The sequence below is a fragment of the Glycomyces tenuis DSM 44171 genome, from assembly GCF_000427885.1.
In the GTDB taxonomy this organism is placed as follows: domain Bacteria; phylum Actinomycetota; class Actinomycetes; order Mycobacteriales; family Micromonosporaceae; genus Glycomyces; species Glycomyces tenuis.
Map to the genome: position 1 here is coordinate 190,804 of NZ_ATYW01000003.1, position 26,361 is coordinate 217,164.

At 69.6% G+C, this 26,361-nt stretch carries 23 protein-coding genes; 14 read left to right on the forward strand and 9 right to left on the reverse strand.

From position 1 onward, the window contains the following. Positions 1-8: 8 nt before the first annotated feature. A complete protein-coding gene (locus YWW_RS0105825; RefSeq protein WP_026929379.1) occupies positions 9-1,226 on the reverse strand; it encodes an NAD(P)/FAD-dependent oxidoreductase in 1,218 nt (405 codons plus the stop codon). A gap of 70 nt (positions 1,227-1,296) precedes the next feature. On the opposite strand from YWW_RS0105825, the gene YWW_RS0105830 reads away from it, so the two are divergent. Next, the gene (locus YWW_RS0105830; RefSeq protein ID WP_211228444.1) at positions 1,297-2,190 is read left to right on the forward strand and encodes a class I SAM-dependent methyltransferase; all 894 of its coding nucleotides are present in this window, start codon (positions 1,297-1,299) and stop codon (positions 2,188-2,190) included. A 119-nt stretch (positions 2,191-2,309) separates the two neighbouring features. Beyond that, the gene (locus YWW_RS0105835) at positions 2,310-2,624 is read left to right on the forward strand and encodes a trypco2 family protein (RefSeq protein ID WP_026929381.1); all 315 of its coding nucleotides are present in this window, start codon (positions 2,310-2,312) and stop codon (positions 2,622-2,624) included. Positions 2,625-7,475: 4,851 nt separating this feature from the next. On the opposite strand, the gene YWW_RS34835 is transcribed toward YWW_RS0105835, so the two are convergent. From YWW_RS34835 to YWW_RS34845, 4 genes are all read right to left on the reverse strand, one after another. Beyond that, complete coding sequence (locus tag YWW_RS34835; protein ID WP_081687220.1) at positions 7,476-7,835, reverse strand: DoxX family protein; 360 nt, start codon at positions 7,833-7,835, stop codon at positions 7,476-7,478. A 92-nt stretch (positions 7,836-7,927) separates the two neighbouring features. After that, positions 7,928-8,494: an ATP-binding protein gene (locus tag YWW_RS0105850; protein WP_211228445.1), complete on the reverse strand. Its 567-nt coding sequence runs from the start codon at positions 8,492-8,494 to the stop codon at positions 7,928-7,930. A 10-nt stretch (positions 8,495-8,504) separates the two neighbouring features. Next, on the reverse strand, positions 8,505-8,906 hold the full coding sequence (locus YWW_RS34840) for a DUF397 domain-containing protein (RefSeq protein ID WP_342673565.1): 402 nt from the start codon (positions 8,904-8,906) through the stop codon (positions 8,505-8,507). Then, positions 8,842-9,651, reverse strand: a complete 810-nt coding sequence (locus YWW_RS34845; protein ID WP_081687222.1) for a Scr1 family TA system antitoxin-like transcriptional regulator — start codon at positions 9,649-9,651, stop codon at positions 8,842-8,844. The genes YWW_RS34840 and YWW_RS34845 overlap by 65 nt, the downstream gene beginning before the upstream one ends. Positions 9,652-10,100: 449 nt before the next feature. Between YWW_RS34845 and YWW_RS0105865 the strand changes: the two genes are divergently transcribed. Next, complete coding sequence (locus YWW_RS0105865) at positions 10,101-10,316, forward strand: hypothetical protein (protein WP_026929385.1); 216 nt, start codon at positions 10,101-10,103, stop codon at positions 10,314-10,316. Then, the gene (locus YWW_RS0105870; protein WP_026929386.1) at positions 10,313-10,702 is read left to right on the forward strand and encodes a hypothetical protein; all 390 of its coding nucleotides are present in this window, start codon (positions 10,313-10,315) and stop codon (positions 10,700-10,702) included. The genes YWW_RS0105865 and YWW_RS0105870 overlap by 4 nt, the downstream gene beginning before the upstream one ends. A 66-nt stretch (positions 10,703-10,768) precedes the next feature. Here YWW_RS0105870 and YWW_RS0105875 read toward each other — a convergent pair whose 3' ends face one another. Beyond that, a complete protein-coding gene (locus YWW_RS0105875) occupies positions 10,769-11,458 on the reverse strand; it encodes an aspartate/glutamate racemase family protein (protein ID WP_026929387.1) in 690 nt (229 codons plus the stop codon). Between the two features lie 211 nt (positions 11,459-11,669). Between YWW_RS0105875 and YWW_RS0105880 the strand changes: the two genes are divergently transcribed. Beyond that, a complete protein-coding gene (locus tag YWW_RS0105880; protein WP_026929388.1) occupies positions 11,670-12,458 on the forward strand; it encodes a hypothetical protein in 789 nt (262 codons plus the stop codon). Positions 12,459-12,474: 16 nt separating this feature from the next. Here the strand turns inward: YWW_RS0105880 and YWW_RS0105885 are convergent, their stop codons facing one another. Then, entirely contained in the window at positions 12,475-13,224 is a 750-nt protein-coding gene (locus YWW_RS0105885) for a VOC family protein (RefSeq protein ID WP_026929389.1), read from the reverse strand. A 120-nt stretch (positions 13,225-13,344) separates the two neighbouring features. On the opposite strand from YWW_RS0105885, the gene YWW_RS28570 reads away from it, so the two are divergent. Together YWW_RS28570 and YWW_RS0105895 are read left to right on the forward strand one after the other, a co-directional pair. Then, positions 13,345-13,848, forward strand: a complete 504-nt coding sequence (locus YWW_RS28570) for a hypothetical protein (RefSeq protein WP_051325426.1) — start codon at positions 13,345-13,347, stop codon at positions 13,846-13,848. A 3-nt stretch (positions 13,849-13,851) separates the two neighbouring features. Beyond that, on the forward strand, positions 13,852-14,703 hold the full coding sequence (locus YWW_RS0105895) for a hypothetical protein (RefSeq protein ID WP_026929390.1): 852 nt from the start codon (positions 13,852-13,854) through the stop codon (positions 14,701-14,703). Here YWW_RS0105895 and YWW_RS28575 read toward each other — a convergent pair. Then, positions 14,679-15,338: a TetR/AcrR family transcriptional regulator gene (locus YWW_RS28575; RefSeq protein ID WP_211228446.1), complete on the reverse strand. Its 660-nt coding sequence runs from the start codon at positions 15,336-15,338 to the stop codon at positions 14,679-14,681. The genes YWW_RS0105895 and YWW_RS28575 overlap by 25 nt on opposite strands. A gap of 86 nt (positions 15,339-15,424) precedes the next feature. On the opposite strand from YWW_RS28575, the gene YWW_RS28580 reads away from it, so the two are divergent. From YWW_RS28580 to YWW_RS0105930, 6 genes are all read left to right on the forward strand, one after another. Then, positions 15,425-16,645, forward strand: coding sequence for an FAD-dependent oxidoreductase (locus YWW_RS28580; protein ID WP_035697877.1), 1,221 nt, complete (start codon positions 15,425-15,427; stop codon positions 16,643-16,645). A 17-nt stretch (positions 16,646-16,662) separates the two neighbouring features. Next, positions 16,663-17,520 carry a hypothetical protein gene (locus YWW_RS0105910; RefSeq protein WP_026929391.1) on the forward strand — a complete coding sequence of 286 codons (858 nt, stop codon included), beginning with the start codon at positions 16,663-16,665 and terminating at the stop codon, positions 17,518-17,520. A gap of 44 nt (positions 17,521-17,564) precedes the next feature. Further along, positions 17,565-18,788, forward strand: a complete 1,224-nt coding sequence (gene fxlM, locus YWW_RS0105915; RefSeq protein ID WP_026929392.1) for a methyltransferase, FxLD system — start codon at positions 17,565-17,567, stop codon at positions 18,786-18,788. Between the two features lie 311 nt (positions 18,789-19,099). Continuing rightward, a complete protein-coding gene (locus YWW_RS0105920; RefSeq protein ID WP_026929393.1) occupies positions 19,100-20,980 on the forward strand; it encodes a CASTOR/POLLUX-related putative ion channel in 1,881 nt (626 codons plus the stop codon). 111 nt (positions 20,981-21,091) lie between these two features. Then, positions 21,092-22,909 carry an ABC transporter ATP-binding protein gene (locus YWW_RS28585; RefSeq protein ID WP_081687224.1) on the forward strand — a complete coding sequence of 606 codons (1,818 nt, stop codon included), beginning with the start codon at positions 21,092-21,094 and terminating at the stop codon, positions 22,907-22,909. A gap of 433 nt (positions 22,910-23,342) precedes the next feature. Beyond that, positions 23,343-24,671 (forward strand): ABC transporter substrate-binding protein, encoded by a 1,329-nt coding sequence (locus YWW_RS0105930; RefSeq protein WP_026929394.1) that lies wholly within the window; start codon positions 23,343-23,345, stop codon positions 24,669-24,671. Between the two features lie 47 nt (positions 24,672-24,718). Here YWW_RS0105930 and YWW_RS0105935 read toward each other — a convergent pair whose 3' ends face one another. Further along, positions 24,719-25,696 (reverse strand): aldo/keto reductase, encoded by a 978-nt coding sequence (locus YWW_RS0105935; protein ID WP_026929395.1) that lies wholly within the window; start codon positions 25,694-25,696, stop codon positions 24,719-24,721. A 73-nt stretch (positions 25,697-25,769) separates the two neighbouring features. Between YWW_RS0105935 and YWW_RS28590 the strand changes: the two genes are divergently transcribed. Further along, on the forward strand, positions 25,770-26,333 hold the full coding sequence (locus YWW_RS28590; protein ID WP_051325428.1) for a TetR/AcrR family transcriptional regulator: 564 nt from the start codon (positions 25,770-25,772) through the stop codon (positions 26,331-26,333). Positions 26,334-26,361: the final 28 nt, after the last annotated feature.

Below are 26,361 nucleotides of genomic sequence, written 5' to 3' on the forward strand. Positions count from 1 at the left end.
AGGCGACTCTAGGTGGATACCGCCTCATCGGAGCGGGCGGGCGCGGTTTTCGCGGCGGAGCGGCCGGGAGCGGCCGCCAGGCGGTGCCTGCGGGTCGGGCGCCCGTAGGTCGGGTGGCCGACGTTCCACACGGTGCCCCTGAGGACGAACGCCTTGAAGTGCGCGGCTGGGCGGCCCCGAAGCGCCCAGCCCTTCGACCGCGCCTGGCCGTCGACCGCCTGGAAGACCGCGTCCTTCGGGCCGAGGCTGATGCAGTTGCCGAGGTACGCCAGCGGCGTGTTCGCCCCTTTGCGCCCGGTCAGGTCCTTCAGGATGGCGGCCGTCGCCCGCATGGAGGTGAATCCCGCCGAAGCGCAGCTCATCGGCAGCGGCCGGCCGTGCTTGTCGATGGCGCAGACGCTGTCGCCGGCGGCGTAGACCTCCGGGTGCGAGACCGACCGCATTTCGGCGTCGACGGTGATGCGGCCGTCGTCCTCGACGGCGAGGCCGCTGGCCGCGGCGATGGGGTGGACGGCGAAGCCGGCCGCCCACACGACCGCGTCGGTGTCGAAGGCGGTGCCGTCGGCGGCGACGGCACCGGTGGCCGTGACGCGTTCGATGGGCGTCCGCTCATGGACCTCGATCCCGAGCCGGTCGAAGGCACGCAGCAGGTGCGGGCGGGCCTTGGGGCCCAGCCAGCCGCCGAGTTCGCCGTCGGTGGCGAGGGCGACCTGGAGGCCGGGCCGGAGGGCGGCGATCTCGGTGGATCCCTCGATCGCGGTCAGGTTGCCGCCGACGAACAGGACTTTCCCGTGTTCGCCCAGTTCGTCCAGGCGCTCGCGCAGGCGCAGCGCCGAGGGCCGTCCGGCGATGTGGAAGGCGTGCTCGGCGACGCCCGGGACGCCGTGGTCGGCGACGCTGCTGCCGAGCGTGTAGAGCAGCGTGTCGTATTCGAGCCGGTCGACGCCCTCGTCGTCGACGACGGTGACGGTCCGGTGGTCGGGGTCGACGGCGGTGACGCGCGCCACTCGAAGCCTGGCGCCGGTGCCCTCGAAGATCTCCTCCAGCCGGTGTCGACGCAGCTCGTGTCCGGCGGCGAGCTCGTGGAGGCGCAGCCGCTCGACGAAGTCGGCTTCGGCGTTCACGACGGTGATCTCGAAGTCGTCGGGGTGGAGATGGCGGGCGAGGTATCCGGCGGCGTAGCCCCCCGCGTATCCGGCGCCGAGGACGATGATGTGGTGTCGCATGCCCTTGCTCCTGTCTGTTTCGCTTGCCCTCTGAACGGGACAGCGCCGAAATCCATGACAGGACCCTGTTATGGCTTCCATCACAGGGAAGCGCGGCGGGCCCGGTGAAAACCGCTGGCGGTCGCGCCGCCCGTGGGCGAGGATCGAGGCCATGAGCCAATGGGAGATCGAGCGGGAGATCAAGGCGTACTACGAGCTGGGCGGCGAGCGCGAGCGCCTGAAGTCGAGCGCGGGCGGGCGCCTGGAGTTCATCCGCGTGCAGGAGCTGCTGCGCCGCGTCCTGCCCGGAACGGGCCTCGACGTGCTCGACGTCGGCGGCGCCACCGGCGTCCACGCCGAATGGCTGGCCGCCGACGGCCACAAGGTGACCCTCGTCGATCCGGTGGCGAGCCAGGTGGCCGTGGCCGCCGAACTGCCCGGCGTCGAGGCGAAGCTCGGCGACGCCCGCGCCCTGCCGTGCGAGGACGCCTCCTTCGACGCGGTCCTGCTCATGGGCCCGCTGTACCACCTGACCGAGCGGGAGCACCGCGTCCGGGCCCTGCGCGAGGCGCGCCGCGTCGCCCGCCCCGGCGCCGTGGTGGCCGCGGTGACGATCAACCGCACCGCGGGCTGGTCCGACTGGCTGCTGTGGAACGCCGAGGGCACCGTCCACTCGATCTCGGCAGCCGAGAGCCTCCGCGTGCTCCGGGAAGGCGACCTGCGCTTCTTCGACCACGACATCTTCACCACGGCCTACCTGCACCACCCCGGTGACGTCGCCGAGGAGTTCGCCGCCGCCGGCATGGCCGGACCCGCCCAGTACGCCGTGCAGGGCTTCCCCGGCTACATGCCGGAGCTGAGGGCGATCATCGACGACGAGGAGGCGCGCGAGCACCTCTTGGAAGGACTGCGCGTGATCGAGTCCGAGCCGTCCCTCCTGGGGGCCAGCAACCACCTGCTGACCGTGGCCCGCGTGCCGAGCTGAGCGGCCCGACGCCGCCGCCCTGTCGGCACGGAATCGACCGCCTCGGACGTCCCGGTCTTGTCAAGTTTGCGACACCTCCGGGGGACGTGCGCGGTCGGCGCGGTCGCTAGTGTCGTGTGATGGAACCGATTCCCCTCAGCTCGGCCCTGGCCGAGATCAGGAGAGAGCTCAAGATCGCCAAACTCACCAGCGATGAGGAACTCAAGCTCGAAGTCCAGGAGGTCGAGCTCGAACTGACCATGGACCTCGGCGAGGTGAAGCGCAAGGACGGCGGGATCTCGCTGTTCAACGTGGTCAGCTTCAACGGCGGCAAGGACGAGAACAGCGCCAACCAACACCGCATCAAGCTGGTGCTGAAGCCCACCTTCGACGAGGGGGACGGCGGCGGACCCTCCACCTTGAACCTGTCCGCGAGCGAGCCGATCGACGACTAGCGGTATGCGGACACCCCCTTCGGCGCCGGTGAGATACAGCGTCCGTCCGGCCCGGTTGGAACACCTCAAGGAGCTGCGGGATTTCGTCTCAGGAGGCGGGCGAAGGACGACGGGAGAGCGCGAACGGCTCAGGACGACTGTTCGTTCCGGAGACTCCATGGAGCCGGGGGAGTGAACGATGAGCGGGATTGGGTTCGGGCAGTTGGAGGCCCGCGTCGTCGAGGTCAAGACCGTCGTCTCGGGGGCGGACGGCCGCCGCCTCCATACCCTCAGCGGCTACCTTGTCGCGGACGGCCTGGTCCTCACCTGCGCTCACGATGTCATTGCGGCCGAGTCGGTCTCTACTCGCCTCGCGACCGGCGACCGCGAGCTCACCGCCGAGGTCATCTGGCCGCTTCCCTCCGACGGCCCGATCGACTCCGACGTCCTCGATGTCGCACTGCTGCACGCCGAGGGACTCAAGGCCCCCATCGACCAGCACCCCGTCTGGGCCGAGTACTCCGGATTCATCGGCGCCGTCGGCGCCCACGGCATCGGCTTCCCCTGGGCGTCCAAGGACACCGAACGCTTCCACTCGACACCGGTGGACGGCACCTTCCTCCCCGGTGAGGGCAAGACCCGCAACGCCATGGTGTTCTCGGTGACCTCGACACTCCCCGCCGACGCCACCACCTGGGCCGGGCTCTCCGGCGCCATGATCCGCGACGACCACGGCCGCCTCCTCGGCATCGCCGCCAAACTCCTGCCCGCCTGGAGGGACAAGTTCCTCCTCGTCCCCGCGCCCCTCATCCTCGGCCAACCCCGCCTGCGGCGACTCCTCGGCGACCCCCGGCCGCACACGATCGCCTCCGAAGACCCGCTCATCAAACCCGCCTTCGAGCCGCTCGGCGAGGAGACCGACTTCAAGCTCATCACCGCCCGCTACGGCCAGGTCCCCTTCGTCGAGGCGAGCCACGGCGACGTGCTCGACGAACTGGCCGACTGGTGCAACGAACCGCAACGCCCCCAAGGGCCTCCGCTGCTCCGAGAAGCGAAGCGGACAGGCGCGCCCGACGTCGCCGTCCGGATCCTCCTGGGCCCCGGCGGTTCCGGGAAGACCCGCCTCGCCGCCGAGCTCTGCCGACGCCTCCAAGACGACCGGGAACGGCACTGGCTGGCGGGCTTCGCGCGCGAGGACGACACCGCCCGCTGGGAGTCCTTCCAAGCTCGGCAGTCGACGCTCATCGTCTTCGACTACGTGGAGCGCCCGGCCATCGCCGCGAAGGTCGCCGCCCTCCTGACCCGGCTCGACGAGTTGGGCTCCGCGCTCATGGGCCCGGTCCGCGTGCTGCTCGTGTCGCGCTCGACCACCAACTGGTACGACCAGGTGGACGACTACGGCCGGGGCGTCCTGAGCCGACGCCTCAGGATCGAGGGCGACTCCGCGAAGGTGACGCTCGCTCAGCAGCCCTTCGACCGGGAGCTGAAACGCCTCCACTTCAAGGCCGCGTTCGAGCGCTTCGCCGTGGGCCCGATCGACGGCCTCGCAATGGACGACGCGGTGGACGCCGCCGTCGATGGCGCGATGGACGGCGTGATGGACGATCACCTCGGCGTGGTCGAGCACGACCACTACGACTCCCCGCTGCTGGTCCACATCGCCGCACTGCTCGCCGCGCGCAGCGGCGGCGTGCCCTCGGCATCACCGGACCGTCTGCGGGACGCCCTGCTCGACCACCTGATTCGCAGGGAGAGGCGCCAGCGCTGGGCGAGCGTGAACGGGCTGACGACGAGCTCGGTTCCCCTCGAAGAGAACGACCAGGCCCTGCACGCGATCGCGATCACGACCCTCACCGAGCCGACGCCGACCGAAGCGGCGGAGTTCCTGAAGTGCTCGCCGCTCTGGGAGGACCTCTACAACGTCAACCGCAGAGACGCCGTGAAGGCCGCACTGCGGCTGTACCCCGGCGGCCAGACGGAAGGCGGACGGCCGACGAGGATCGCACCGATCGAGCCGGACCTGGTCGCCGAGCGGCTCCTGGTCACGGTCGACGACCTCGGTGAGCTCATCGAGGGCCTTCTGCATCAGCCGCTCACCGCCCATCACTATGCGCGGCTGCTCCACATCCTCGCGCTCACGAACGACCACTACCCGAAGGCCGCAGAGCATTTCGAGAAGGTCCTGGGCAAGCTCCTGGTGACCGCCGGGGCGGACGCGGAAGGTGACGCGGAGAACCGCGCCGAAGGCGGCGAATCGACGGCCGCCGTGCTCGGCCAGACGCTTCCACGCCTGATCGAGGGAGCGATCAGGCAGGTGCGAGACGGGCACGATCCGACCATGGCCAAGATGCTGACGGGCGCACTGCGTTCGATGGCGGGAAACGAGCAGGTCGAGCAGATGGCCGCCGACACCGTGTTCGTCCAATGCGAGGGGCATCCGGAACTGGTGCTGTTGCGGCGGACGCTCTATGAGCTGGCGAGCGAGCACTTCCGTCGCAGCGATCCGCGCGGAGCGAGCCTGCGGGGCACGCTCGAAGGGCTCATCGACGCACTGCTTGAGTTGGACGAGGGCTCGGAGGCCTTCGAAGTCCTCAAGAAGCTCGAAGGCGCACGATGGTTTCCAGATTTCCTCGGCGCACGCGTCTACGCGGTCGAGCACGCTCGTTTCGACAAGCTGCTCTCCCTACTGCTGAGGGAAGGGAAGGTCAGTGAAGCGTTCTGGGCCTTCACCATGGTGATTCGCTCCTGGGGAGTCGCGCAGGAAGGCACGGTGTACCGGTGGGGCATCGATGTGTTCACGGAGTTCGACTCAGAGTTCTGGAATTCGAACCGATTTGCCCAGGTCATCGCGCCACTGCGGAACGAGTCTCTGTCCCAGTTGACTCCATGGGACGGCGACAGCGTAGATCCGGAATTGCTTGTTCGTGTGCTGGAGGGCATCAAAGACGAGCTCCTCCGGTCAGGACGGCTCCTCGAAGCGCTTCGGGTCGGCACCAAGGTCCTGAAGCTCCGTGACTTCGATGTGGCGCAGTGGCTGTTGCTCGACCACATCGCGGACCAAGTCTGGGAGTCGGGTTCAGAGGCCTTCTCAGACGAGTTCATGCAGGAGTTCAGCGAGCTTCGCCGAAGGGTTGCCATAGCACGTCCCGGCCACGCTGAAGAGCATGTCGCCGCGCTTGAGAAGGACGGCAATCGATACGCGGGGCGTGGCATGTGGAGCGAAGCGAGCCGGTGTTTCTGGGACGCGACCCAGATTCGGCGGGACCTGCTGGACAGGTCGAACCCACAAAGCCGATTCCGCCTGATCGCCGCTCTGGACGACTATCTCGCCGTGACCCCTGTTGAGAACAATCGGATAGCGTTCACGATCGACGTCCTCGTCGGTCAGTGGGAGGCGCTGGCGGGCCTGGACCCGGCCTACGAGATCGGTCACGCCATAGCCCTGGAGGAGCAGAGCCTGGACCGGTGGGCCGTCGACCCCGGTGCGGATGCTGTGAGCATCATGCGGAAGGCCGAACGCATTCGCCGGTATCACGCGTTTCTCAATCTGGATGATCATCGCGCGCTGGAGTTGCTCTACCCCCGCGAAGCGCAGGCTTTCAAGAGGGTCGGCGAACGGCGACTGGCGAAGCGGATCACCTGGAGCTTCAGGCACCTGCAGGAGATGGTCGACGCATACCCCGGTGGCGAGTTTCTGCTTGCGCTGTACCTTGAGCGACAAACCGCGGCTTTGGCCGCAGAGGGGAAGCATGCGGAGGCCCGCAGATCGGCCAACGCGATCATCCGGCTTCACAGGAAGATGAACGATGAGATGAAGCGCGCCTATGCGAGCCACCGCGCCGACGCGCTGATGAACCTGTGCGGGCTGGAGAAGCAGGCGGAGAACTGGATCAAAGCCGGTTCGGCGGCCGAGCGAGCGGCCAAGATCTGCCGTGCGAACACCGAGCGGGGCCTGGAGTTCAAGGTGAGGCTTGCGCACGCCCTGACCGAGGCGGCCAACATGCACAACGCGCAGTCCCACGGCCTCCTCGGGCTGCCGGTGGCCAGAGAGGCGGTGGAACTGTTGCGTGAGCTGCTGGATCAGAGTCCGCGTCATCGGAGTTCCCTGGCCGGGGCGCTCATGGTCTGGGCTCGCTCCGCAACGCAATCGGTGGTGGAGCGGGGGAAGGCCGTGGCGGCGGCTGAGGAGGCGGTCGAGATCTATCGGGCGCTGGCGGAAGAAGATCCGTCGAAGCAGACCATGTTCGAGGATTACCTCGGGCGGCTGTCCACGATCAAGGACAAGGTCGCCGGGAAGACCGGGTTATCCGCTGGGAGGGCCGCGATCGATGGAACGTCTCCTCCTGCTTGGCTGCTCCGGTGCCGGCAAGACGACGCTGGCCCTGGAGCTGTCGCTCATCCTGGATCTGCCTGTGGCGCATCTCGACGAGCTGCGCTACGACCGGTCTTGGAACGAGGCCGCGCCGGAGGACTTCGCCGCGAGTCAGCGGCGGCTGCTCGACCGGTCCCGCTTGATCTGCGACGGCAACTACCTCTCCACGCTCCCGCAGCGTCTGGCATGGGCCGATACCGTGATCTGGCTCGACTACGGCCCGATCCGCTGTCTGCGCCGGGTGTTCGCCCGACGTCTGCGGTACGGACCGGGACAGCACGGCAACGGCGTCTTCGTTCGCCTCAATCGGCCCTTCCTGCGGTACGTCGCGACCTACCGGCGCGACCATGCTCCGCGCGTCCGGGCGGCCCTCGACCGCTACGCCGGCGACTGCGACGTCATCGTCCTGCGCCGCCCACGCCAGACCGCGGCCTTCCTCAAGCGGCTCCGTCGCGAACGGCAGGAGGGCGAGGGAGCCTGAAGCCAGCCCCGCCATCGGCTCACAGGATGAAGCTGTACACGAGGGTGAACGTGCTGAAGATCAGCATTCCCGTGGCGTTGAGGAAGAGGTTGCGGCCGAAGTCCCGCTCCCGCAGATGCATCGTGATGGCGATGACGAAGTACAGGACCAGGGCGGCCGAGGTCACCGCTCCGAGGTAGGGCAGCCAGATCCCGATGATCAGACCCGCAGCGGCGGCCAGCTTGATCGGCGTGAAGACCCACCACCAACGGCGGGGGAAGTTGACGCCTTCGAGGCACCTGGCGATGAACGCGACCGGCCGGATGCACAGCAGGCCATCGAAGAACGAGGCGATGGCCAGGACGATGACCGGCCATACAGGGTCAGGAAGAGAACTCATACGAGAACCGTATCATCGGATTCTCGGAAAATGCCTCGGAAAGCGGTGCCCGGCGGTATGCGCAGGGACTTGCCCGCCCCGGGCCGCCCTCGTCACGGCTTGAGCATGAACCGGCCCGACTTCAATCCGGCGGCGACCTCTGCGACGGTCTGCTCCACGCTCTGGTCGCTCGAATCGATCGCATGGCCTTCGAGCTCGCCGAGGTCCTGGAACATCCCGTGCATGTCGGTGACCGGTTCGACCTGTGTGAGCTCGTCGCCTCCTCGCGGAGTCGCCCTGGCGAGCAGCACCTCCAGCCGAGGGCGCAGGACGAGGTAATGCAGGACGAGACCCCGCTCGCGGCAAGCCGATTCGAACCAGTCGAGCGCCCACAGCCCGAAGACGCCCTCGAGAACGGTGTCGTAGCCGCCCACGGCATAGGCGCACGCCGCTTCGGCCATGACGCTCATGACGACTCTGTTCTGACGATCGGATTCGGGAAGATAGGGCGGGATGTAGCCCTTGCGGATCCAGCTGTAGAAGGTGTCGGTGTGCGACAGGACCGTGGGTCGCTCGAAGGTCGCGACGAAGGCCTCGGAGACCGTGGATTTTCCCGATCCCGGCGGCCCGGACAGCAGGATCAGGTCACCCGGCGGCATCGCGGTGGCGGCGTTCGGCAATGCGGGCTCCTCAGGATCGGGTGACGCTGGAAGAGCCTATCGGCGGAGCATGTTGGAATCCAGGCGATTTACGGTGCACGACTGCGGCGCGCCTGGTGGCGGTCCTCGTTAACGAGACGGTCTTCAGGAGGGCCGCGAAGTCGGAGGTGCTGAGGTCGAAGACCGGGGACTTGTGGCCGAGCTTAGAGTCACGGACCTGGAAACCGGCGGTGAGGTGGCGGGCCTCGACGCAGTTCGCGCTCGAAGCGTTGTCACTCCGGGAGCTCTTCCTCCAGGACTGGCGGCACTCAACGCAGTCGGCGCTGGAGCCGTTGGCGCTTCGGGAACTCTTCCGCCAGCCTGTGAACTCAGCCATCGAGGTACCTTCCGATCGGTATCGCGCCCTTCCAAAGGACGTCCAGAACCTGATCATACAAGGCAAGTTTCTCGGGTTCCACGATGTGACGGCTCTGATCGATGGATTCGACATACACGAAAGCAGGGCCAGCTCCGGTACGCCCATCTGGCTGAAAGATCTCAAAGGCATGCAGCGCTTCATGTGGTTCCGCTACGACTCGGACCTCGTTGTTCGGCAGGTGAGCTACCTCGCAAAGCCGTTGCAGTTGAGCGCTCCTCTCATCTGTTGTGAGGCGATCGAGGTTCTCGATTGCGAAGGCAGGAACCAGGAACTTTCCGCGAGGGAAGTCGTTCCGGCCGAAGAAGACCGCGATGCGTCGCTCCTTGCGCTTCCAGTGCTTGATCTTGAGCGCTGCTCCCTCGCGCGGTTCTGCGAGCTGCTTCATGTGGTAGGCCTCGGTTTGGAGGAGCGCAGGAATTAGAAGAGGATCCCACTTGGTGATAACACCGTAGGTACGCTCGCCACCCTCGATGATGAAGATGTTGCGCTTGTTGAGGTCTGAGACGAGCCCCGGGCCGAGATGGAGCTGTTCGGTGACGTGCTCCAGGAACTCCGCCCGCTCCTTCTCGGCCCCGAGCTTCTTGCAGATGTGGGCCACATTGCCGACATCCGGGAGCCTCTGGCCCCGCTCCCAGTAGCTGATGGTGTTCTCGTGCTTCCTGATGGCATCGCCGAGCCACCTTTGTGACCGGCCCGCTTCCAATCGGATCGCGAGCAGCTCCGCAGTCACGTACCACTCGATCAGTTCTGAGAATCCCATTGAGCCTCCCGCTATTCAGGCTGAATGCTGATGGTAACCGATCATCGCATGTTGCGGTACATACAGATCGAGCGGTATCTCCACAAAGCTGTCCGATTGGCGACCCACAATGAATGGCCTAAAAGATTGTGGGACGGCCGTTGTGGGAATCACCTCTCCGCAGCTGAATATGGGGGTTGACAAAGCTCTTGAGCAGCCTAAACGTGCCTTATCTTTAGTGCATCGCGAATCGCGACATGCGACTCGCGAACGGTGGGGAAGCCCGGGGGCCGCGAGCCTCCCGAAGACATATCGCGGCCTCCGGGTACAACTCCATAGGGCTCATTCAAATCCGCAATGGAGGACCAATGCGCTACCCGAGTGTTCAAGGTTTTCAAGGGCGCCGTCCGTCGCCTCAGGCCGATGAGGTCGAAATAGGCGTCACCGTCGTCGGTTCCACACGAGTGAGGGTGATCCTGGATCCCGATTGGGCGTCGCTGGTGTGCCTGCGCGTCGCGCCCGGCGAAGCAGTGCAGTATCTCGGCGTCGTCACCGGCGCCGACACCGACACGCCGAACCTGCGCCTCACGACCGAGCAGTCCTGGCGCTTCCCGACCCCCGAGATTCGAGAGTCCCTGCGCGGCTCGGTCCTGGCGCTGTTCGCGGCCTGGAAGGAGCGGCAGTGAGTCAGGACGTCTACTTGGGGGAGTTCCGACGCGGTCCGGCGATCTTCACGGTCTTCGACACGAGCGGAGCGGACGGCGGACACACCGGCGAATCCACCAGCGCACCGGCCGATGGTTCGACCGGCGGTCCGGCCGATGAACCGGTCGGCTTCACCGAGAGGTCGGCCGACGGATCCGCCCGCAGTCTCACCGGCGGTCCCAGCGACAGACCCGCGAGCACGGGCCGCCGCTTCCGCGTCGATTGCAGCGACGGCAACGGCCCCGGCGAGGTCTGCACTTTCACCTCCGATGAATCCCCGACCTGGCGCGGGGCCTGGAACGGCGACGAGTGGTGCGTGTGGATCGAGGCCGAGGCCCGCAAGGTCGTCAAGCAGCCCGAGCGCTGACTGAACCCTGACCGGCTCCGGTCTCGCCGGGCGCCTTCCCACTGGTGCCGAACTGCCCGGTCGGCCTCAGGCCAGTGCCAGTTCGGCGAGGCGCTCGGCGTGCAGCCGGGTCGAGTCGAACACCGGGACCGGGCTGTCCGAGGCGTTCACGAGCAGGGTGATCTCGGTGCAGCCGTAGATGATCCCCTCGCATCCCCGCTCGGCCAGACCGGTCATGACCCGCCGGTACGCCGCGCGGGACTCCTCGCGCACGACACCGACGGTGAGTTCGCCGTAGATGACGTCGTGGACCGTCTCGCGGTCCGCCTCGGGCGGCACGACGACCTCGACGCCGTGCGCGGCCATGCGCTCGCGGTAGAAGCCCATCTCCATGGTGAACCGCGTGGCGAGCAGCCCGACCCGGTCCAGCCCGGCGGCCTTGACGCGGTCGGCGGTCGCGTCGACCAAGTGGACGAAGGGCACCGCCACGGCCTCCTCGATCCGGTCGGCTACCAGATGCATCGTGTTGGTGCACAAGGCGATGAGCTCGGCGCCTCCGCGTTCGAGCGCGAGGGCCGCCGCGACGAGCCGCTCGCCCGCCGCCGACCAGTCGCCCGCGCGCTGCAAGGCCTCGATCTCGGCGAAGTCCACGGTGAACATGAGGCTCTCGGCGTTGTGCTGGCCGCCGAGCCTGGCCCGGACCTCCTGGTTGAGAAGGCGGTAGTACTCGGCCGAGGACTCCCAGGACATCCCGCCGATCAGACCGATGGTGCGCATCGCGCCATTCTCCACCACGGGCCGCCGCCGCGCTCGATGACACGGCGGCGGCCGTGCTTGCCGGGCCGTGCGGGGCGCCCGCCGAACGGACCGGCGACGAGCTGATCGCCGTCCGCGCCGATCGCTTCCGCATCCCCGAGCCGCTACCATTCGCGAAGGCGTCAGGCGGCCCGCCGCACCGCAACCCGTCGATTCCGGAGGCACCGAGGCGATGAGTCCCACCAGCACCGACCAGGGCGGACCGGACCCGTGGGAGCTCGTCACGGCGCTGAAGCGATGGGCCGAGGACACCGACTGGGTGGACTGGGCCGAGCTCGCGGGCTCACTCGGACGCGGCGCCGGTGACGAGCTCTCCGACGTCGACGCCGGTATCGGCGTCCATGAACTGGCCGAGTCCGATGCGCGCATCGCCGAGGCGGCCGCGGCCGTCGCCTCCTTCGCGCCCGTCGCCGCCACCCTGCACCAGCGCTTGAACGGCAGCGTCGACCATCTCATCTGCGCCTACCGGGACGGCCGCCAGCTCTCCCTCGTCGTCGTCGACGAGACCGCCAGGCCCGGCCTGCCGCCGCAGGCCGCCGTGCTGGTCGACAAGTCGGGCCGGCTCTCCTCCGCGATGGATCGGAGCCGCTGGGACGCCGACGAGGCGACCGTCCGGGAATGGGCGTTCCTGGCGTGGATAGCGATCGGCGACGCCGCGCGCCACCGGCTCCGCGATCGCCCTTGGCGCGCACTGAAGGCGCTCGATGAAGCCCGCGACAACCTCTGGAAGCTCTGGGCCCACACCCTCGGCCTGGTGTTCCCCGTGCACGGCGCCGTGGCGGTCGAGAACGCGGACGCCGCACTGCCGTCCGGCATCGAGGAGACGCACCCCCGTGATCTGAGCCCCGCAGAACTGCACCGGGCGCTGGCCGCGGTCGGTCGTCTCCTGGAGCCTTACACCACCGGGGACCTGTCGGCCCTGGCCGAGACGGTCGGGCGCCGCCTCGCCCTCCTCGGCTGAGCGGTCTTCGCCGCGTTCAGGCGGCCGGTTCGGGGACCCGGGAGGTGATGCAGTATTCGAGTCCAGCCGGGTCGCGCATGACCTGCCAGTGCTCGAAGCGCTCGACCGGGACGGCCCCGAGCTCGTTGTGCCGCACCGTCTCGGCCTCGACGTCCGAGCAGGCCAGGTCGATGTGCGCGGTGACCGGTTCGCCCACCCCGACCTCCTCGCGGCGTTGCAGCAGGATCTCCAGCGGCATGCCCCGCGGCCGTTCGAGCCGTTCGAACTCCGGCCGCCTGCTCGGCAGGCCCCGCCGCCCGGTGAACGCCTTCCAGAAGTCCCGTTCGCGCTCGTAGCCGACCCAGGGGATGTCGATGCAGATCTGGTCGGCGATGCTCCGCTGGCCTCCCGGCCACTCGACCGGCGAGGGCACCCGCGATTCGCCGTGGTGCGCCACCAGGCAGAACGGGAAGCCGCCGGGGGAGCTGAGGACCGTGACCTCCCCCTGCTCCTCGGCGACGACGCTCGCGCCGAGCGCGGTCGCCCGCTCGGCCGCGGCGGCCACATCGTCCACGTGCAGGTCGAGATGATTGCCGCCCTTGCCGGAACGGACGCGCTGCACGCGCAGGCACGCGTCGCCCTCGGTGGGGATCAGCGTCGCGAACTCGCCGCCCGGCCCGCGCGGCTCCGACAGGTCCGCGTCGGTCGCCTCGACCCAGAACTCGACGCCGGTCTCGAAGGTCTCGGCGGGGAAGTCCCAGAACGCCGTCATCCATCGAATCGCCATACCCGGAGTCTAAGGGCCGCCCGAGGTCTTCGGACCGTTCCGGCGTGACCGCCTGTCGTACAGTTGGACCGGGCCACCCTGCCCGGCCCGAATCCCTCCCCGGATCGAAGGAGCACCCTCGTGAAGTGGCTTGACAAGAAGATCAAGGCTTACCAAGACAAGGCTTTCGAGACGTTCGAGCAGATGCAGAACGTTCCGCCGGAGCAGCGCCAGGCGGCGCAGATGAACATCGTCCAAGGCGCCCAGGGGCACTACGACCCGTCCGCGGCGGCAGCGCTCAGCAACCCCGAGACGGCCGCGTTCCTGGCCCTGCCGCAGGCCGAGCAGCTGCGCCAGCAGCAGGAACTCCAGGCATACGGCCAGAAGCTCAGGGCGCTGTGGGAGAACGGCACCGACGCGGAGCTGACGATCACCTCGCTCGAACCCACCGGCGTCGTCCTGGGAGGGCAGCGCCAGTTCACGATCGGCGTGCGGGTGACCGGCGCCGATGAGCCCTACGAGGCCGCGTGCGTGCAGGTGATCCCCGCCCCGATGCAGGCCCAGTACACCGTCGGCGCCCGCTTCAAGGGCAAGGTCGACCCCAGCGACCGCGCCGAGGTCGGGATCTTCGAACGGATCGGCTGAGCCGTGGACCCGTTCCCCGCCCGCGGGGCGGCGCGGCGCGGCGGCCCGGAGCAATGGCGCCGCGCCCGCGCGTCGCTGGTGGTGCTCATCCCCGTGGCGGTGGCCCTGTGGGCCCTGGCCGGTTACGCCTCGGTCTCGTTCCTCGACACCTTCCGGCTCATGGCCGTCAACGACATCGGCGGCTGGGGCGAGGGGACGGCCGGGCTGGCCGGCGGGATCATGCTGTTCGTCGGCGCGGTCTTCGCCGCCTCGTTCCTCGGCTTCGCCGTGGGGCGGCGGTCCACCGCCGCGTTCGCCACGTTCAAGGCGGGAGGGCTTCTGAGCAGAGCCGCCGCGTTCGGCGGCGTGACCGTGGGGCTGCTCGTCGCCTGGGCCTCGGACCGGTGGACGCGGCCGACGGCGGTGGGGCGCTTCGTCTCCGAACAGGACGGCGACTCGGACTGGGGCGCGCCCGCCTGGGCCGCCTACCACGCGCCATGGCTGCTGCCGCTGGTCTTCGGCGGTGTCGCGGTGGTCTGCCTGCTGCGGTTCGCCCGGTCCCACGACCGCGAGCGCTGGGCGGGCACCAAAGCGGCGGAGATGAAGGAGCACGGGGTCAACATGCCGGGGACCATCACCCGGGTCGAGTTCACCGGCACCTGGATCATGGGGGACCCGCAGTTCGCGGTCACGGTCAGCTACGTGGGCAAGCACGGGCCGCGGCAGGCGACCGAGCGGTTCACCGCCTCCGTCGTGAACGCCCCTGTCCGAGGCGGGCAGGCGGACGTCTGGTACGACCCGCTCGGCGATGAGGACGTGGTGCTCATCGAACTGACCGAGAGCAGCTCCAGCTACATGGTCGACCCGTCCCGCTGAGAGGCGCCGGTCGCCTCACCTGCGCTTCCGGGCGCCAGGAGCCGCCTCAGCGCCTCCATCTGCGCGACCGCCACCTGGCGCAGCTCGTCCTCGCCGAGTGCGTCCATGTGGGCGATCGACCATTCGTCCATCGCCCACAGCACCGCGCCGACCAGGTGGCGCTGCAAGGAGACCGGCAGCTCGTCGTCCACGGCGCCCACCGCCCGGCCCGCCTCCAGGGCCCGGTCGATCCAGGCGTCGATGCGGCCCCTGGTCTCGCCGAGGGACGCGGGGGCGTCGGGCAGGTAGAACAGCTTCGCCAGCGCCGCGAAGGCCGGGTGCTCCGTGCCCGCCAGCGCCAGGCGGTCGGTCAGCTCCTCGACGCGGCCCCAGAAGTCGCCGGAGGCGAGCTCGGCCGCCTCGGGCAGATCGAGGGCCTTCACCAGGGAGCCGCCGATGTCGCCGATCACGGCGTCGAACAGGGCCTCCTTGGAGTCGAAGTAGTGGTAGAACGAGCTCTTGCTCATGCCCTGGCCGCGGATGATGCGGTTGAGGGAGGCGCGCTCGTACCCGGCCTCGGCGAACTCCGCCGCCGCCGCCTCCAGCAGCGCCCGCCGCCGGTCCGGCGCCAGCACCCCCGTCTCGCGTCGTGTCATGGCGACCAGCATAACAACGACTGTGGACCACCCGGTCCAATCTTGTGCTACCTTTGAGTGGACCACCCGGTCCACAGATGAGGGGAATGACCGTGCTCGACCAGACTCCAGTGCAGGCGCAGATCGACGCCTCGCGCGGCGACCGGCTCCGCGTGCTCGTCGTCGGCGCGGGCGTCGCCGGACTGACGACCGCCCAACTGCTGCGCCGCCGCGGCCTCCACCCCGTCCTGATCGAGCGGGCCGGGCCCGACGCCCCCAGCGGCTACATGCTCGGGCTCATGCCGCTCGTGGACCCGGTGCTGAAGGCTCTCGGCGTCGTCGAGGAGTACGTGGCCGCCAGCGTCTACATGGACCGCTACCGCATCAGGGGCCGCCACGGCGCGCTCATCAACCGGTACTCGCTCGGCGGCCTGTTCGACGTCTACGGCGACTACCGGGGCATCAGCCGCGGCGAGCTCATGCGCGTGCTCGCCTCCCGCGGCGGCACCGTCAGCCACCGGTCCACCGTCACCGCGCTCGAACGGCGCGGGCGGGCCGTCACCGCCGTCGTCGACACCGGCGAGGCGGCGGTCGAGGCCGAGTTCGACGCGGTGATCGTCGCCGACGGGCTCCACTCCGCCACCCGCGGCCTCGTGCTCCGGCCCGAGCAGGTCACCGCCTACGACACCGGCTGGGGCGGCTGGGTCGTCTGGACCGACGCCGACGACGACACCGACCTGGGCGAAGAGCTCTGGGGCGCGGGCTCCTTCGTCGGCACCTACCCCGTCAAGGACCTCATCGGCACCATCATCTGCTGCTCGAACGAGCACCGCGCCGCCGGACTCGAGGCGTTCGTCGCCGAACTGCGCGCCGACATCCCCGAGGCCGGGCCGCGCATCGACCGCGTGCTCACCGAGGCCGTCGACGGCCGCGAGACCTACTTCTGGTCCCTGACCGACTGCCGCAGCGACGACTGGTCGGTCGGGCGCATCGGCCTGGTCGGCGACGCCGCCGCCGGGTTCCTGCCCACCGCCGGCATCGGCGCGGGCATGGCCATGGAGTCCGCCTGGGTCCTGGCCGAACACCTCGCCGACTGCGACGCCGACGGCGTCGAGGCGGCCCTGGCCGGCTACGAACGGACCCAGCGCCCCAGGGTCGAAGCCGCCCAGACCAACTCACGGCAGCTCGCGAAGCTGCTGTTCAACGAGAGCGGCACGGCCGCGGCCGTCCGCGACCTCGCCACGCGCTTCATCCCGCTCACGACGGCCTTGCGCCCCATCCGCAAGCTCCTCGAAGACCGGCCCGCGGGGCTTTCCCGAGCCCGATGACAGTGCGACACTGAGACATGCGCTGGATCCGCCTCGGCCTCGTGGCCGCCTTCCTCCTGGCCGCCGCGGCCTCCGCCCTCGCGGGCGGCCTCGCCCGCGGCGGCGGCGAACCGGCCTCGGCGCAGCCGGTGCCGCCGTCCGCGCCGCCCGAGCTGAGCGCCACCGCCGAGATCCGGCGCTCCTTCCTCGAACCCGGCACCGTCGCCATCGCCGTCACCAACCACGGCCCGGCGCCGGTCCGCGTGACCGGCGTCGAACTGCGCAGCGACTCCTTCGCCCCGCTCGGCACCCAGGCGTTCGACGCCACCGTCCCGCCCAGCGTCAACCCGCGCGACCTCCTCACCGACTACGGCGCGGCCCAGTGCCCCGACGGCGTCGACTCCACCGCCGCGCCGTCGTCGGTCCTCCTCGACGTCGAGACCGAGGACGGCACCGCCCACCAGGTCCTCGCCGAGCTGCCCCACCCCAACGGCGTCCTCGACCGGCTCCTCAAGGAGGCCTGCGCCGCCGAGTTCCTCGCCCAGAACGCCGAAGTCGCACTCGGCGAACTCGTCCGCGCCGCCGACGGCACCCTCGACGCCGCGCTGACCGTGGAGGCCGTCGGCGACGCCGCCGTCGAGGCCACCGAGGTGCGCGGCTCGGTCCTATTCGAGATCACCGCCTCCGAGCTGCCCGGCCGGGCGGTCGGGCTCCACTTCGACGCCCACCGCTGCGAGGGCCACGCCGTCGGCGACGCCAAGCAGCCGTTCGCGTTCACCGTCTGGATCGCCGTCGACGGCGGCGAACCGGTCCCCGGGCCCGTCCCGGTCGGCGAGGCGCAGCGGGAGGCCCTGTACGCCATGCTCGACGAACGGTGCGGACACACCGAGGACTGATTTGAATGAGGCGGCGGGGCCCGTGCGGACGTACGCTTGAGGGCGTGGGTGATCGCACGGATACCACTTGTGACGAGGCGCGCCGTCGGCGGGCGGGTCTGGTCGACAAGTTGCGCGAGCGCGGATCCATCCGGACCGCCGCCGTCGGGGACGCGATGCTCGCCGTGCCCAGGCACCGCTTCGTCCCCGAGGCCCCGCTCAGGGCCGCCTACGCCGACGACGCCTTCGTCACCAAGCGCAACAACGAAGGCGACGCCCTCAGCTCCGCCTCCCAACCGGCCATCGTGGCCGAGATGCTCGAACAGCTCGACGTCGGACCGGGCCACAAGGTGCTCGAGATCGGCGCCGGCACCGGATACAACGCCGCGCTCCTGGACTCCCTGGTCGGACCGGACGGCTCGGTGGCCACCGTGGACCTCGACGCCGACACGGTCAAGCGGGCGCGGGAGGCCCTCGACGCCGTCGGCCACGGGCGCGTCCGCGTCGTCCAGGGCGACGGCGAGGCCGGCCTGGCCGACGGCGCGCCGTACGACCGCATCATCGTCACCGTCGGCACCTGGGACCTCCCGCCCGCCTGGTGGGACCAGCTCGCCGAGGGCGGACGGCTCGTCGCGCCGCTCCAGATCCGCGGCTCGGAGCACTCCGTCGCCTTCGACTACACCGACGGGGTCCTGCGCAGCCGCTCCGTCATCGCCTGCGGCTTCATGCCGATGCGCGGCATCGGCTCCCACGAGAGCCAGGCCGTGGAGCTGTCCGAGGGCCGCATCATCACCTTCCACGCCGACAAGGAGGTCGAGGCCGCCGGCGCCCGCGGTGTGCTCGACGAGCGCGGCACCACCGTCTGGACCGGCGTCCGCATCACGCCGGGGGAGGACACCGCGCAGCTCTCGCTGTGGCTGGCGTGCGCGTTCAGCGGCTACGGGCGCATGAGCGCGCCCTTCGGCGACCACGGGAAGCCGCGGCTCATGCTCCGCTGGGGCAACCCGGCCGTGGCCGACGGCGCCGCCTTCGCGTACGTGGCCTGCCGCCGCGGCCCGGACGTCAACGGCGCCAGTGGGAGCGATATCGAAGTCGGCGTGTGCGGGCACGGGCCGGGCGGCGCCGCGCTCGCCGGGCGCGTCGCCGCCGAGGTGGCCGTCTGGGACCGGGAATGCCGCGGTGACGTCCGCCTCCAGATCGAGGCGTACCGGGCCGGCGTCGGCCCCACCGTCGAAGGCCGCTTCGTCGTCCCCAAGCGCCACAGCAGGCTTGCGATCCGCCTCGCGTAGCCGTGCCCCTCTTCTTGTTCGGCCCCTTCGTATTCCGCATGGTGCATCCGTCGAGCCGATCGGGTATGGTGAAAGTTTCGGCGATTCCGACCACCGCGCCTCCCGTCCCCTACTGTGATCTCGGCCCCGACCGCCGCGGCCCGAGGCCGCGAACGGCGCTGTGACCGGGGGCTTCGAGAAAAGGGGTTGTCCTTCGGGGTTACCTTCGCTGCACTGACAATTTCGGGAACTTCGTCATGGCCGACCCCTGAACGAAACCCGCCGACCTTCGCGTGAATCCGCCCATCGCGCGCCTAGAAAGGATTCCTCCGATGGCCGACCCCACTTTCCGGCAGCGTGCGCGCTATTGGTTCGACAACACGATGTCGAAGGGCACCAAAGCGCTCATCGGATGGCTGACCGTCATCACGCTGGCGCTCACCGCGATCGGCGCCCTCCTGCTCGTCGCCACCGCCTCGGGCGACGGCGGCCTTCTCAATACACTGTGGACATCGTTCATTCACATCCTCGACGCGGGCACCATCACCGGCGCCGCCGACGTCGGCCTCCCGTTCATGGTCATCATGTTCGTCACCACCATCGGCGGACTGGTGATCCTCTCCTCGCTCGTCGGTGTCCTCACCACCGGTCTCGACGCGAAACTCGAAGAGCTGCGAAAGGGCCGCTCCTTCGTCGTCGAGAAGGACCACACCCTCATTCTCGGATGGTCGGACCAGGTGTTCATCGTCATAGCGGAACTGGTGGGGGCCAATGAGAGCGAGAAAGGCGCCTGCATCGTGATCCTCGCCGACCGCGACAAGGTCGAAATGGAGGACGAGGTCCGCACGAAGATCCCCGACCTCAAGGGCACCAAGGTCGTCTGCCGCACCGGCGACCCGGCCGACCCCGCCGACATCGCCATCGTCAACCCCGGCCAGGCCAAGAGCATCATGATGCTCACCTCCGACGAGGACGACCCCGACGCCCAGCTCGTGCGCAGCCTCCTCGCCGTCACCCAGGGCGGCCAGAACACCCAGATCGGCTGCCACGTCGTCGGCGCCGTCGTCGAGGGCCGCAACCTCCCCGCGGCCCGCCTCGCGGGCGGGCGCATGGCCCACCTCGTCGACGCCAACGACCTCATGGCCCGCCTGATGGTCCAGACCTGCCGCCAGTCCGGCCTGTCCGTGGTCTACACCGACCTGCTCGACTTCGGCGGCGACGAGATCTACATGGTCGAGGAGCCCGCGCTCTTCGGGCGGCCGCTCGGCCAGGCCATGCACTCCTACCGCACCTCCTCGCTGCTGGGCGTGCTCACCCGCGAGGGCGTCTGCCACATCAACCCGCCGGCGAACGCCCAGCTCCAGCCCGGCGACAAGCTCATCCTCATCGCCGCCGACGACAGCGCGATCGTCCTGGACGGCACGCCCCCGGCCATCGACGAGAGCGCCATCGTCGCCCGCGGCGAGGCCGGGAACCGCCCCGAGCGGACCCTCATCCTCGGCTGGAACGCCCGCTCGCGCATGATCCTCGAACAGCTCGACCAGTACGTCGTCCCCGGCTCGGTCACCGACCTCGTCACCGACCACCCCGCCGCGGCCGACGCCGTCCGCAGGATCGGGCCCGCCATGCGCGTCCAGGCCCTGAACTTCAAGGAAGAGGACCCCACCGACCGGCGGCTGCTCGAATCGCTGGGGGTCGGCACGTACAACCACATCATCGCCCTGTGCTCCGACGACGTCGAGGCGAAACTGGCCGACTCCAAGACCCTGGTGACCCTGCTCCACCTGCGCGACATGGCGCAGCGGGCGAACACCCGCTTCAAGGTCGTCTCCGAGATGGCCGACGACCGCAACCGCGCCCTCGCCCAGGTCACCCAGGCCGACGACTTCATCGTCAGCGACAAGCTCATCAGCCTGCTGCTCACCCAGACCGCCGAGAACCCGCACCTGTCGGCCGTGTTCGGGCAGCTGTTCAGCCCCGAGGGCTCCGAGATCTACCTCAAGCCGTGCGACCACTACGTCCGCACCGGCGTGCCGGTGAACTTCTACACCGTCGCCGAGAGCGCCAGGCGGCGCGGCGAGCTCGCCATCGGCTACCGGCAGGTCGCGCTCGCCCAGCAGGCCCCCGGGTACGGCGTGGTGCTCAACCCCGACAAGGCCCAGCAGGTGGTGCTCCAGCCCGGCGACAAGGTCATCGTCCTGGCCGAGGACTGAGGTCCTACGACCGGCGTCGAGGTCCGTTCTACGACTCTGGGACGAGGGCGATGTCGGCCCCACCGGGTAGCGTCGATGCCAACCGCAAGCACCCAGCGGAGGAAACCACCCATGACTGCTGTCAGCACGGTCGAGACCGCTCCGGCCGAACCGCCACCGTCCCCGGAGAAGCCGGCCGAAACCGCCGCCGCCGAACCGCCCGAGAAGGCCCCGATCGGCCGGCTGTGGGCGTACGCCCGCCAGCACCTGCGCCTGCTCCTCATCGGCGGGGCGCTCTCGTTCCTGGGCGGGATCACCGGCCTGGTCCAGCCCCTCATCGCCATGGACGTCATCGAGGCGCTCTCCGACGACACGTCCCTGCGCGGGCCGCTGATCCTGCTCGGCGCGGTCGTCCTCGTCGGCGGCGCCCTCAGCGCCCTGGGCCCCTACCTGATGCAGATCGCCGGCCAGGACGTGGTCCTGACCGTGCGCCGCCGCGTCATCGGCACGCTCGTGCGCCTCAAGGTGGCCGAGGTCGACCGGCTGCGCCCCGGCGACCTGGTCTCCCGGCTCACCTCCGACACGAACCTGCTGCGCACCGTCGCCAGCACCACCGTCATCGGCGGCGTCACCGACTCGTTCATGATCGTCGGCGGCATCGCCCTCATGGCCTGGCTCGACCCGATCCTGTTCGGCACCACCATGGCGATGGTCGTGCTGGTGACCGTGACGATGCTGTTCATCATGCCGCGCATCCAGAACGCCACCGTGGAGTCCCAGACGGCGCTGGGGGACATGGGCTCGCTGCTGGAGCGCGTCTTCACCGCCTTCCGGACCGTCAAGGCCTCCAGCGCCGAGGAGCACGAGATCCGGCGCCTCGACGAGGCCGCGCGGACCGCCCGCGACAAGGGCGTGCGCGCCTCGTTCTGGGAGGCCCTGGCCGGCGTGGTCGCGTTCCTGCCGGTCAACCTCGCGTTCCTGATGGTGCTCGGCGTCGGCGGCGCCCGCGTCGCGTCCGGTTCGATGGGCGTCGACACGCTCATCGGCTTCCTGCTGCTGCTGTTCTACCTCATGGGGCCGGTCAACGGCCTGATCGCGTCGCTCTCGCAGCTCCAGACCGGCCTGGCGGCCGTCAAGCGGGTCGAGGACGTCGCCGATCTCGACGCCGAGGCGCCCACGAACGGCACCGTCGTCGAGACCGGTGACGGCCCTGCGCGCGTGGCCTTCCGGGACGTCACCTTCCGCTACGCCGACGACCTCCCGTACGTCCACCACGGGATCACCTTCGAGTCCAGCGGAAGCGGCCTGACCGCGCTGGTCGGCCCCTCCGGGGCCGGCAAGACCACGGTGTTCTCGCTCATCGAGCGGTTCTACCCGGCCACCAGCGGTACGGTCACCGTCGACGGCCGCGAGGTCGGCGACTGGCCGCTGGCCGCCCTGCGCCGCATGATCGGCTACGTCGAGCAGGACGCGCCGGTCCTGCACGGGACGCTGCGCGAGAACCTCGTCATGGCCGCGCCCGGGGCCTCCGACGAGGAGGTCGAGGACGTCGTCAAGCTCGCGCGCCTGAGCGACCTGGTCGGCCGCCTGCCCGACGGCCTCGATTCGCAGATCGGCTACCGGGGCATGACGATCTCGGGCGGGGAGCGGCAGCGGGTGGCGATCGCCCGGGCGCTGCTGCGCAAGCCGCGGCTGCTGCTGCTGGACGAGGCCACCTCGCAGCTCGACGCCGCCAACGAGGCCGCGCTCAAGCAGGTCATGCTCGACGCCGCCGCGCGCACGAACGTGCTCGTGGTGGCGCACCGGCTGTCGACGGTGACCAGCGCCGACCAGATCGTGGTGCTCGACGCCGGGCGGGTGCGGGCCGTGGGCCCGCACGCCGAGCTGGTCGAGACCGACGAGCTGTACCGGGATCTGGCGGCCTCCCAGCTGCTCACCGCCGAGCGGTAGCGGACGCTCCACACAGGGCCCACGCCGGCCGGCGTCGAGGAGTCCGCTCTTCGGCGGTGCCGCGGTCGCGCCGGGTTCTCGGCATCGTTTCCTCGCGGCCGGGCCGCCACGCGCATGCGCGTGGCGGCCCGGCCGTTTCCGTATCGAAATTCAGAGGGCTTGACTCTGGGCCGGTATGGCGTCAGGATGTCATGTAGTAAGCGGTTCCCGTTGAGTTTTGAGGCTATATGAGGAGGTATGGACCGTGATTTCTGCACCAGCGTTGATAGGTTATAGAAACCGGTTCCATAGCTTCGTGGCGCCGGTCGACCCGGGCCGCACCGGCCGCACCGGCGCTCGGCGAACACCGTCGGGCTCGGCGGGGAGGCGGCCGTTCGCCTCTCCGGCCCGCCCATTCCGAACCCCGAATCCCCCCCCAGAGAGAAGGAACGACATGAACGACACCAGCGGACTGCGACGGCGCACGCTCGCCAAGGCCGGTCTCGGCGCGGCGGCGGCCGCGCCGCTGCTCGCCGCCTGCGGGGGCGGTGACGAGGGCGGCGACTCCGGCCCGGTCACCCTGAAGCTGTGGAGCGACAAGGCGGGCATGGCCGACGCCATCGCGGCGTTCAACGAGGCCCACGACGTCGACGACGTCCAGATCGAGTACGTCGAGGTGCCCGCCGCCGAGATGGTCAACCAGGTCAACCAGGCCGTCGAGGCCGGCGACGCCGACGGCGCGCCCGACCTGTTCCAGAGCGACAATCGCAACGGCGCCGAACTGCTGGCCCAGCAGCAGGTCGTCGACATCGGCGCGATGCTCGAGCCGCACGCCGAGGCGCTCGACCCCTCGGCGATCGCGGGCCTGACGATCGGCGACATCGTCTACGGCGTCCCCAACATGCGCAACCCCCACTTCGTCATGGTGTGGCAGCCCGCCTTCGACGAGGCCGGCCTGGCGGTGCCGACCACCTGGGAGGAGGTCGTCGAGACCGGCAGGGAGCTGAAGCAGGACGGCCGCCACATCTTCAACTTCGCCGGCGAGGACCCCTCGACGTGGATGAACATGGCCTGGCAGGCCGGCGCCCGCTGGTATCAGATCGACGGCGAGGCATGGAGGATCGAGATCGACTCCGAGCCGAGCCGCTACGCGGCCGAGATCGTCCAGCAGCTGTTCGACGACGAGCTGGTCGAGAAGATCTCCTACGCCGACTACGCGGCGATGATGCAGGAGTACGACCAGGGCAACATCGTGCTGCGCCAGACCTCCACCTGGCAGCTGGCCGGCCACCAGGCCAACATGAGCGCGACGCTCGGGCAGTGGGCCCTCGCGCCGAACCTCGGCATCATGGGCGCCGAGCCGGTCTCGGCGGGGGACACCGCCGGGCTCATGGTCACCTCCCTGAGCGAGCACCCCGAGCGGGCCGTCGAAGCCGCCGTGTGGCTGTGCACCAACGAGGCTGCGGTGTCCATCATGGCCGCCCCGGACACCGGCTCGGGCTGGTACCCGGCGGTCGGGGACACCGAGCCGTACCTCGACGCCGTGGTGCCCTCAGAGCTCCTCGGCGAGAACGCCGAGGGGGCCGTGCCGGTGATCCTGGAGTCGGCCGTGTTCGCCGAGGGCTGGATCTACGGCCCGAACTCGACCTCGATGTACGAGGAGCTGGCCGACCAGTGGGGCAAGGCGATGGCCGGCGACATCGAGTTCGTCGACATCCTGCCCCACATGCAGGAGTGGACGGTGAACGACCTGAAGGACCGGGGCATCAGCGTCGCCGAGTGAGGCGATGCGGCCGAGGCGGGTTTCCATGGCGCCTCGGCCGCACGCCTCTATCGGGTGTTGCGAGCGATGCTCTTGGAGACCTCGTCGAGCCGGTTCAGCTCCATGTCGGAGAGCTTGATCTCGGCGGCGGCGGCGGACTCGGCGGCCTGTTCGGGGCGCGAGGCCCCGGGGATGGCGACCACGGTGTCGCCGTAGAAGGTCACGAGCCAGGCGAGCGCGATCTGGCTCACCGTCACGCCGTGGGCGGCGGCGACGGCCTTCAGCTCGTCGATGAGCGGGGCGGTGCGCTCCAGCTCTTTGCGGTTGAACCGGCCGATGAGGCGGCGGATCGGCTTGACCGAGGCCAGCCGCTCCGGCTCGTCGTGGAACTTGCCGGTGAGCATGCCGGACCGCAAGGGCGAGAAGGCGATGAGGGTGACGCCGAATTCCCGCGCGGTCTTGAGCACGCCGTTGCGCTCGGCCTCGCGATGCAGCAGGCTCAACTGGATCTGGTTGGAGGCCAACGACATGCCGTGCGAGCGCAGGACGGCCCTGCTGCGCTCCATCTGCTTCGCGCTGAAGCTGCTGACGCCGATCGAGGCGATCCTGCCCTCGCTCTGGAGGCGGGCCATGGCCTCGACCTGGCTCGAGATGGGGGAGAGGCTCCCCCACGGCATGTGGATCTGGTGGAGGTCGATCGGGAAGCCCTGGAGGGCGTCGATGCGGTCCTGGACGGTGGCGCCGATGCTGCGGGCGCTGCGGCCCAGCGGCGGCCACTTGGTGGCGACGGTGACCTCGCCGGGGCGGACGCCGAGCTCGTGGAGTGCGGTGGTCAGGGCCCGTTCGGAGTGGCCGTGGCCGTACATCTCCGCGGTGTCGAACCAGTTGACGCCGCTCTCCATGGAGGTGCGGACGATGTCGGTGACGGTCTCCTGCGCGGTGGGCGCATAGAAGCTGCCTCCGGCGCCGACGTTGCTGAACTGCATGCAGCCCAGTCCGATCGGCGTGAGCTCGAAGTCGGTGGTGCCGAGTCTGCGGGTGTTCATGCGACGCTCCCGAGAAGATGAGACAATAGTGTCTCATCATGATACACACATGTCTCTCACATAGGCTACCGGCATGATCAGACGTCCCGACCTGCGCGATCGCACCGCCACGGGCATCCTCGACGCGGCGGCGCAGGTGTTCAGCGAGCGCGGCGAGGCCGCGAGTATGGCCGAGGTCGCCTCGGCCGCCGGGGTCGGCCGGGCCACGCTGTACCGCTACTTCCCGAGCCGGCAGGCGCTGCTGAACGGCCTCGTCGAGCTGGCCTTCGCCGAACTCCAAGCGCGCGTCGCCGACGCCGAACTGGACACCGTGGACGTCCGCGAAGGGCTCTCCCGGCTGTGCCGCGGCTTCATGACCGCCGGGACCCGCTTCGCGTTCATGGCCCGGATGGGCGGCGAGCCCGCCGACAAGGACCCCGAGACCGAGCACGAGATCGCCAGGCCCATCCGCGAACTGCTCCGGCGCGGCGTCGCCGACGGGACGCTGCGCGGCGACATCCCCACCGAGATCCTGTTCTCGCTGTTCACCGGCCTCATCCAGAACTCCCTGCGACTCATGGCCGGAGGCGAGCTCGGCCCCGAGCAGGCCAGCGCCGCCGTCATCGCCGTCTTCTTCGACGGCGCCGCCGCGGCCTGAGGCGCCTGATCCGCCCGATTTCGACGAG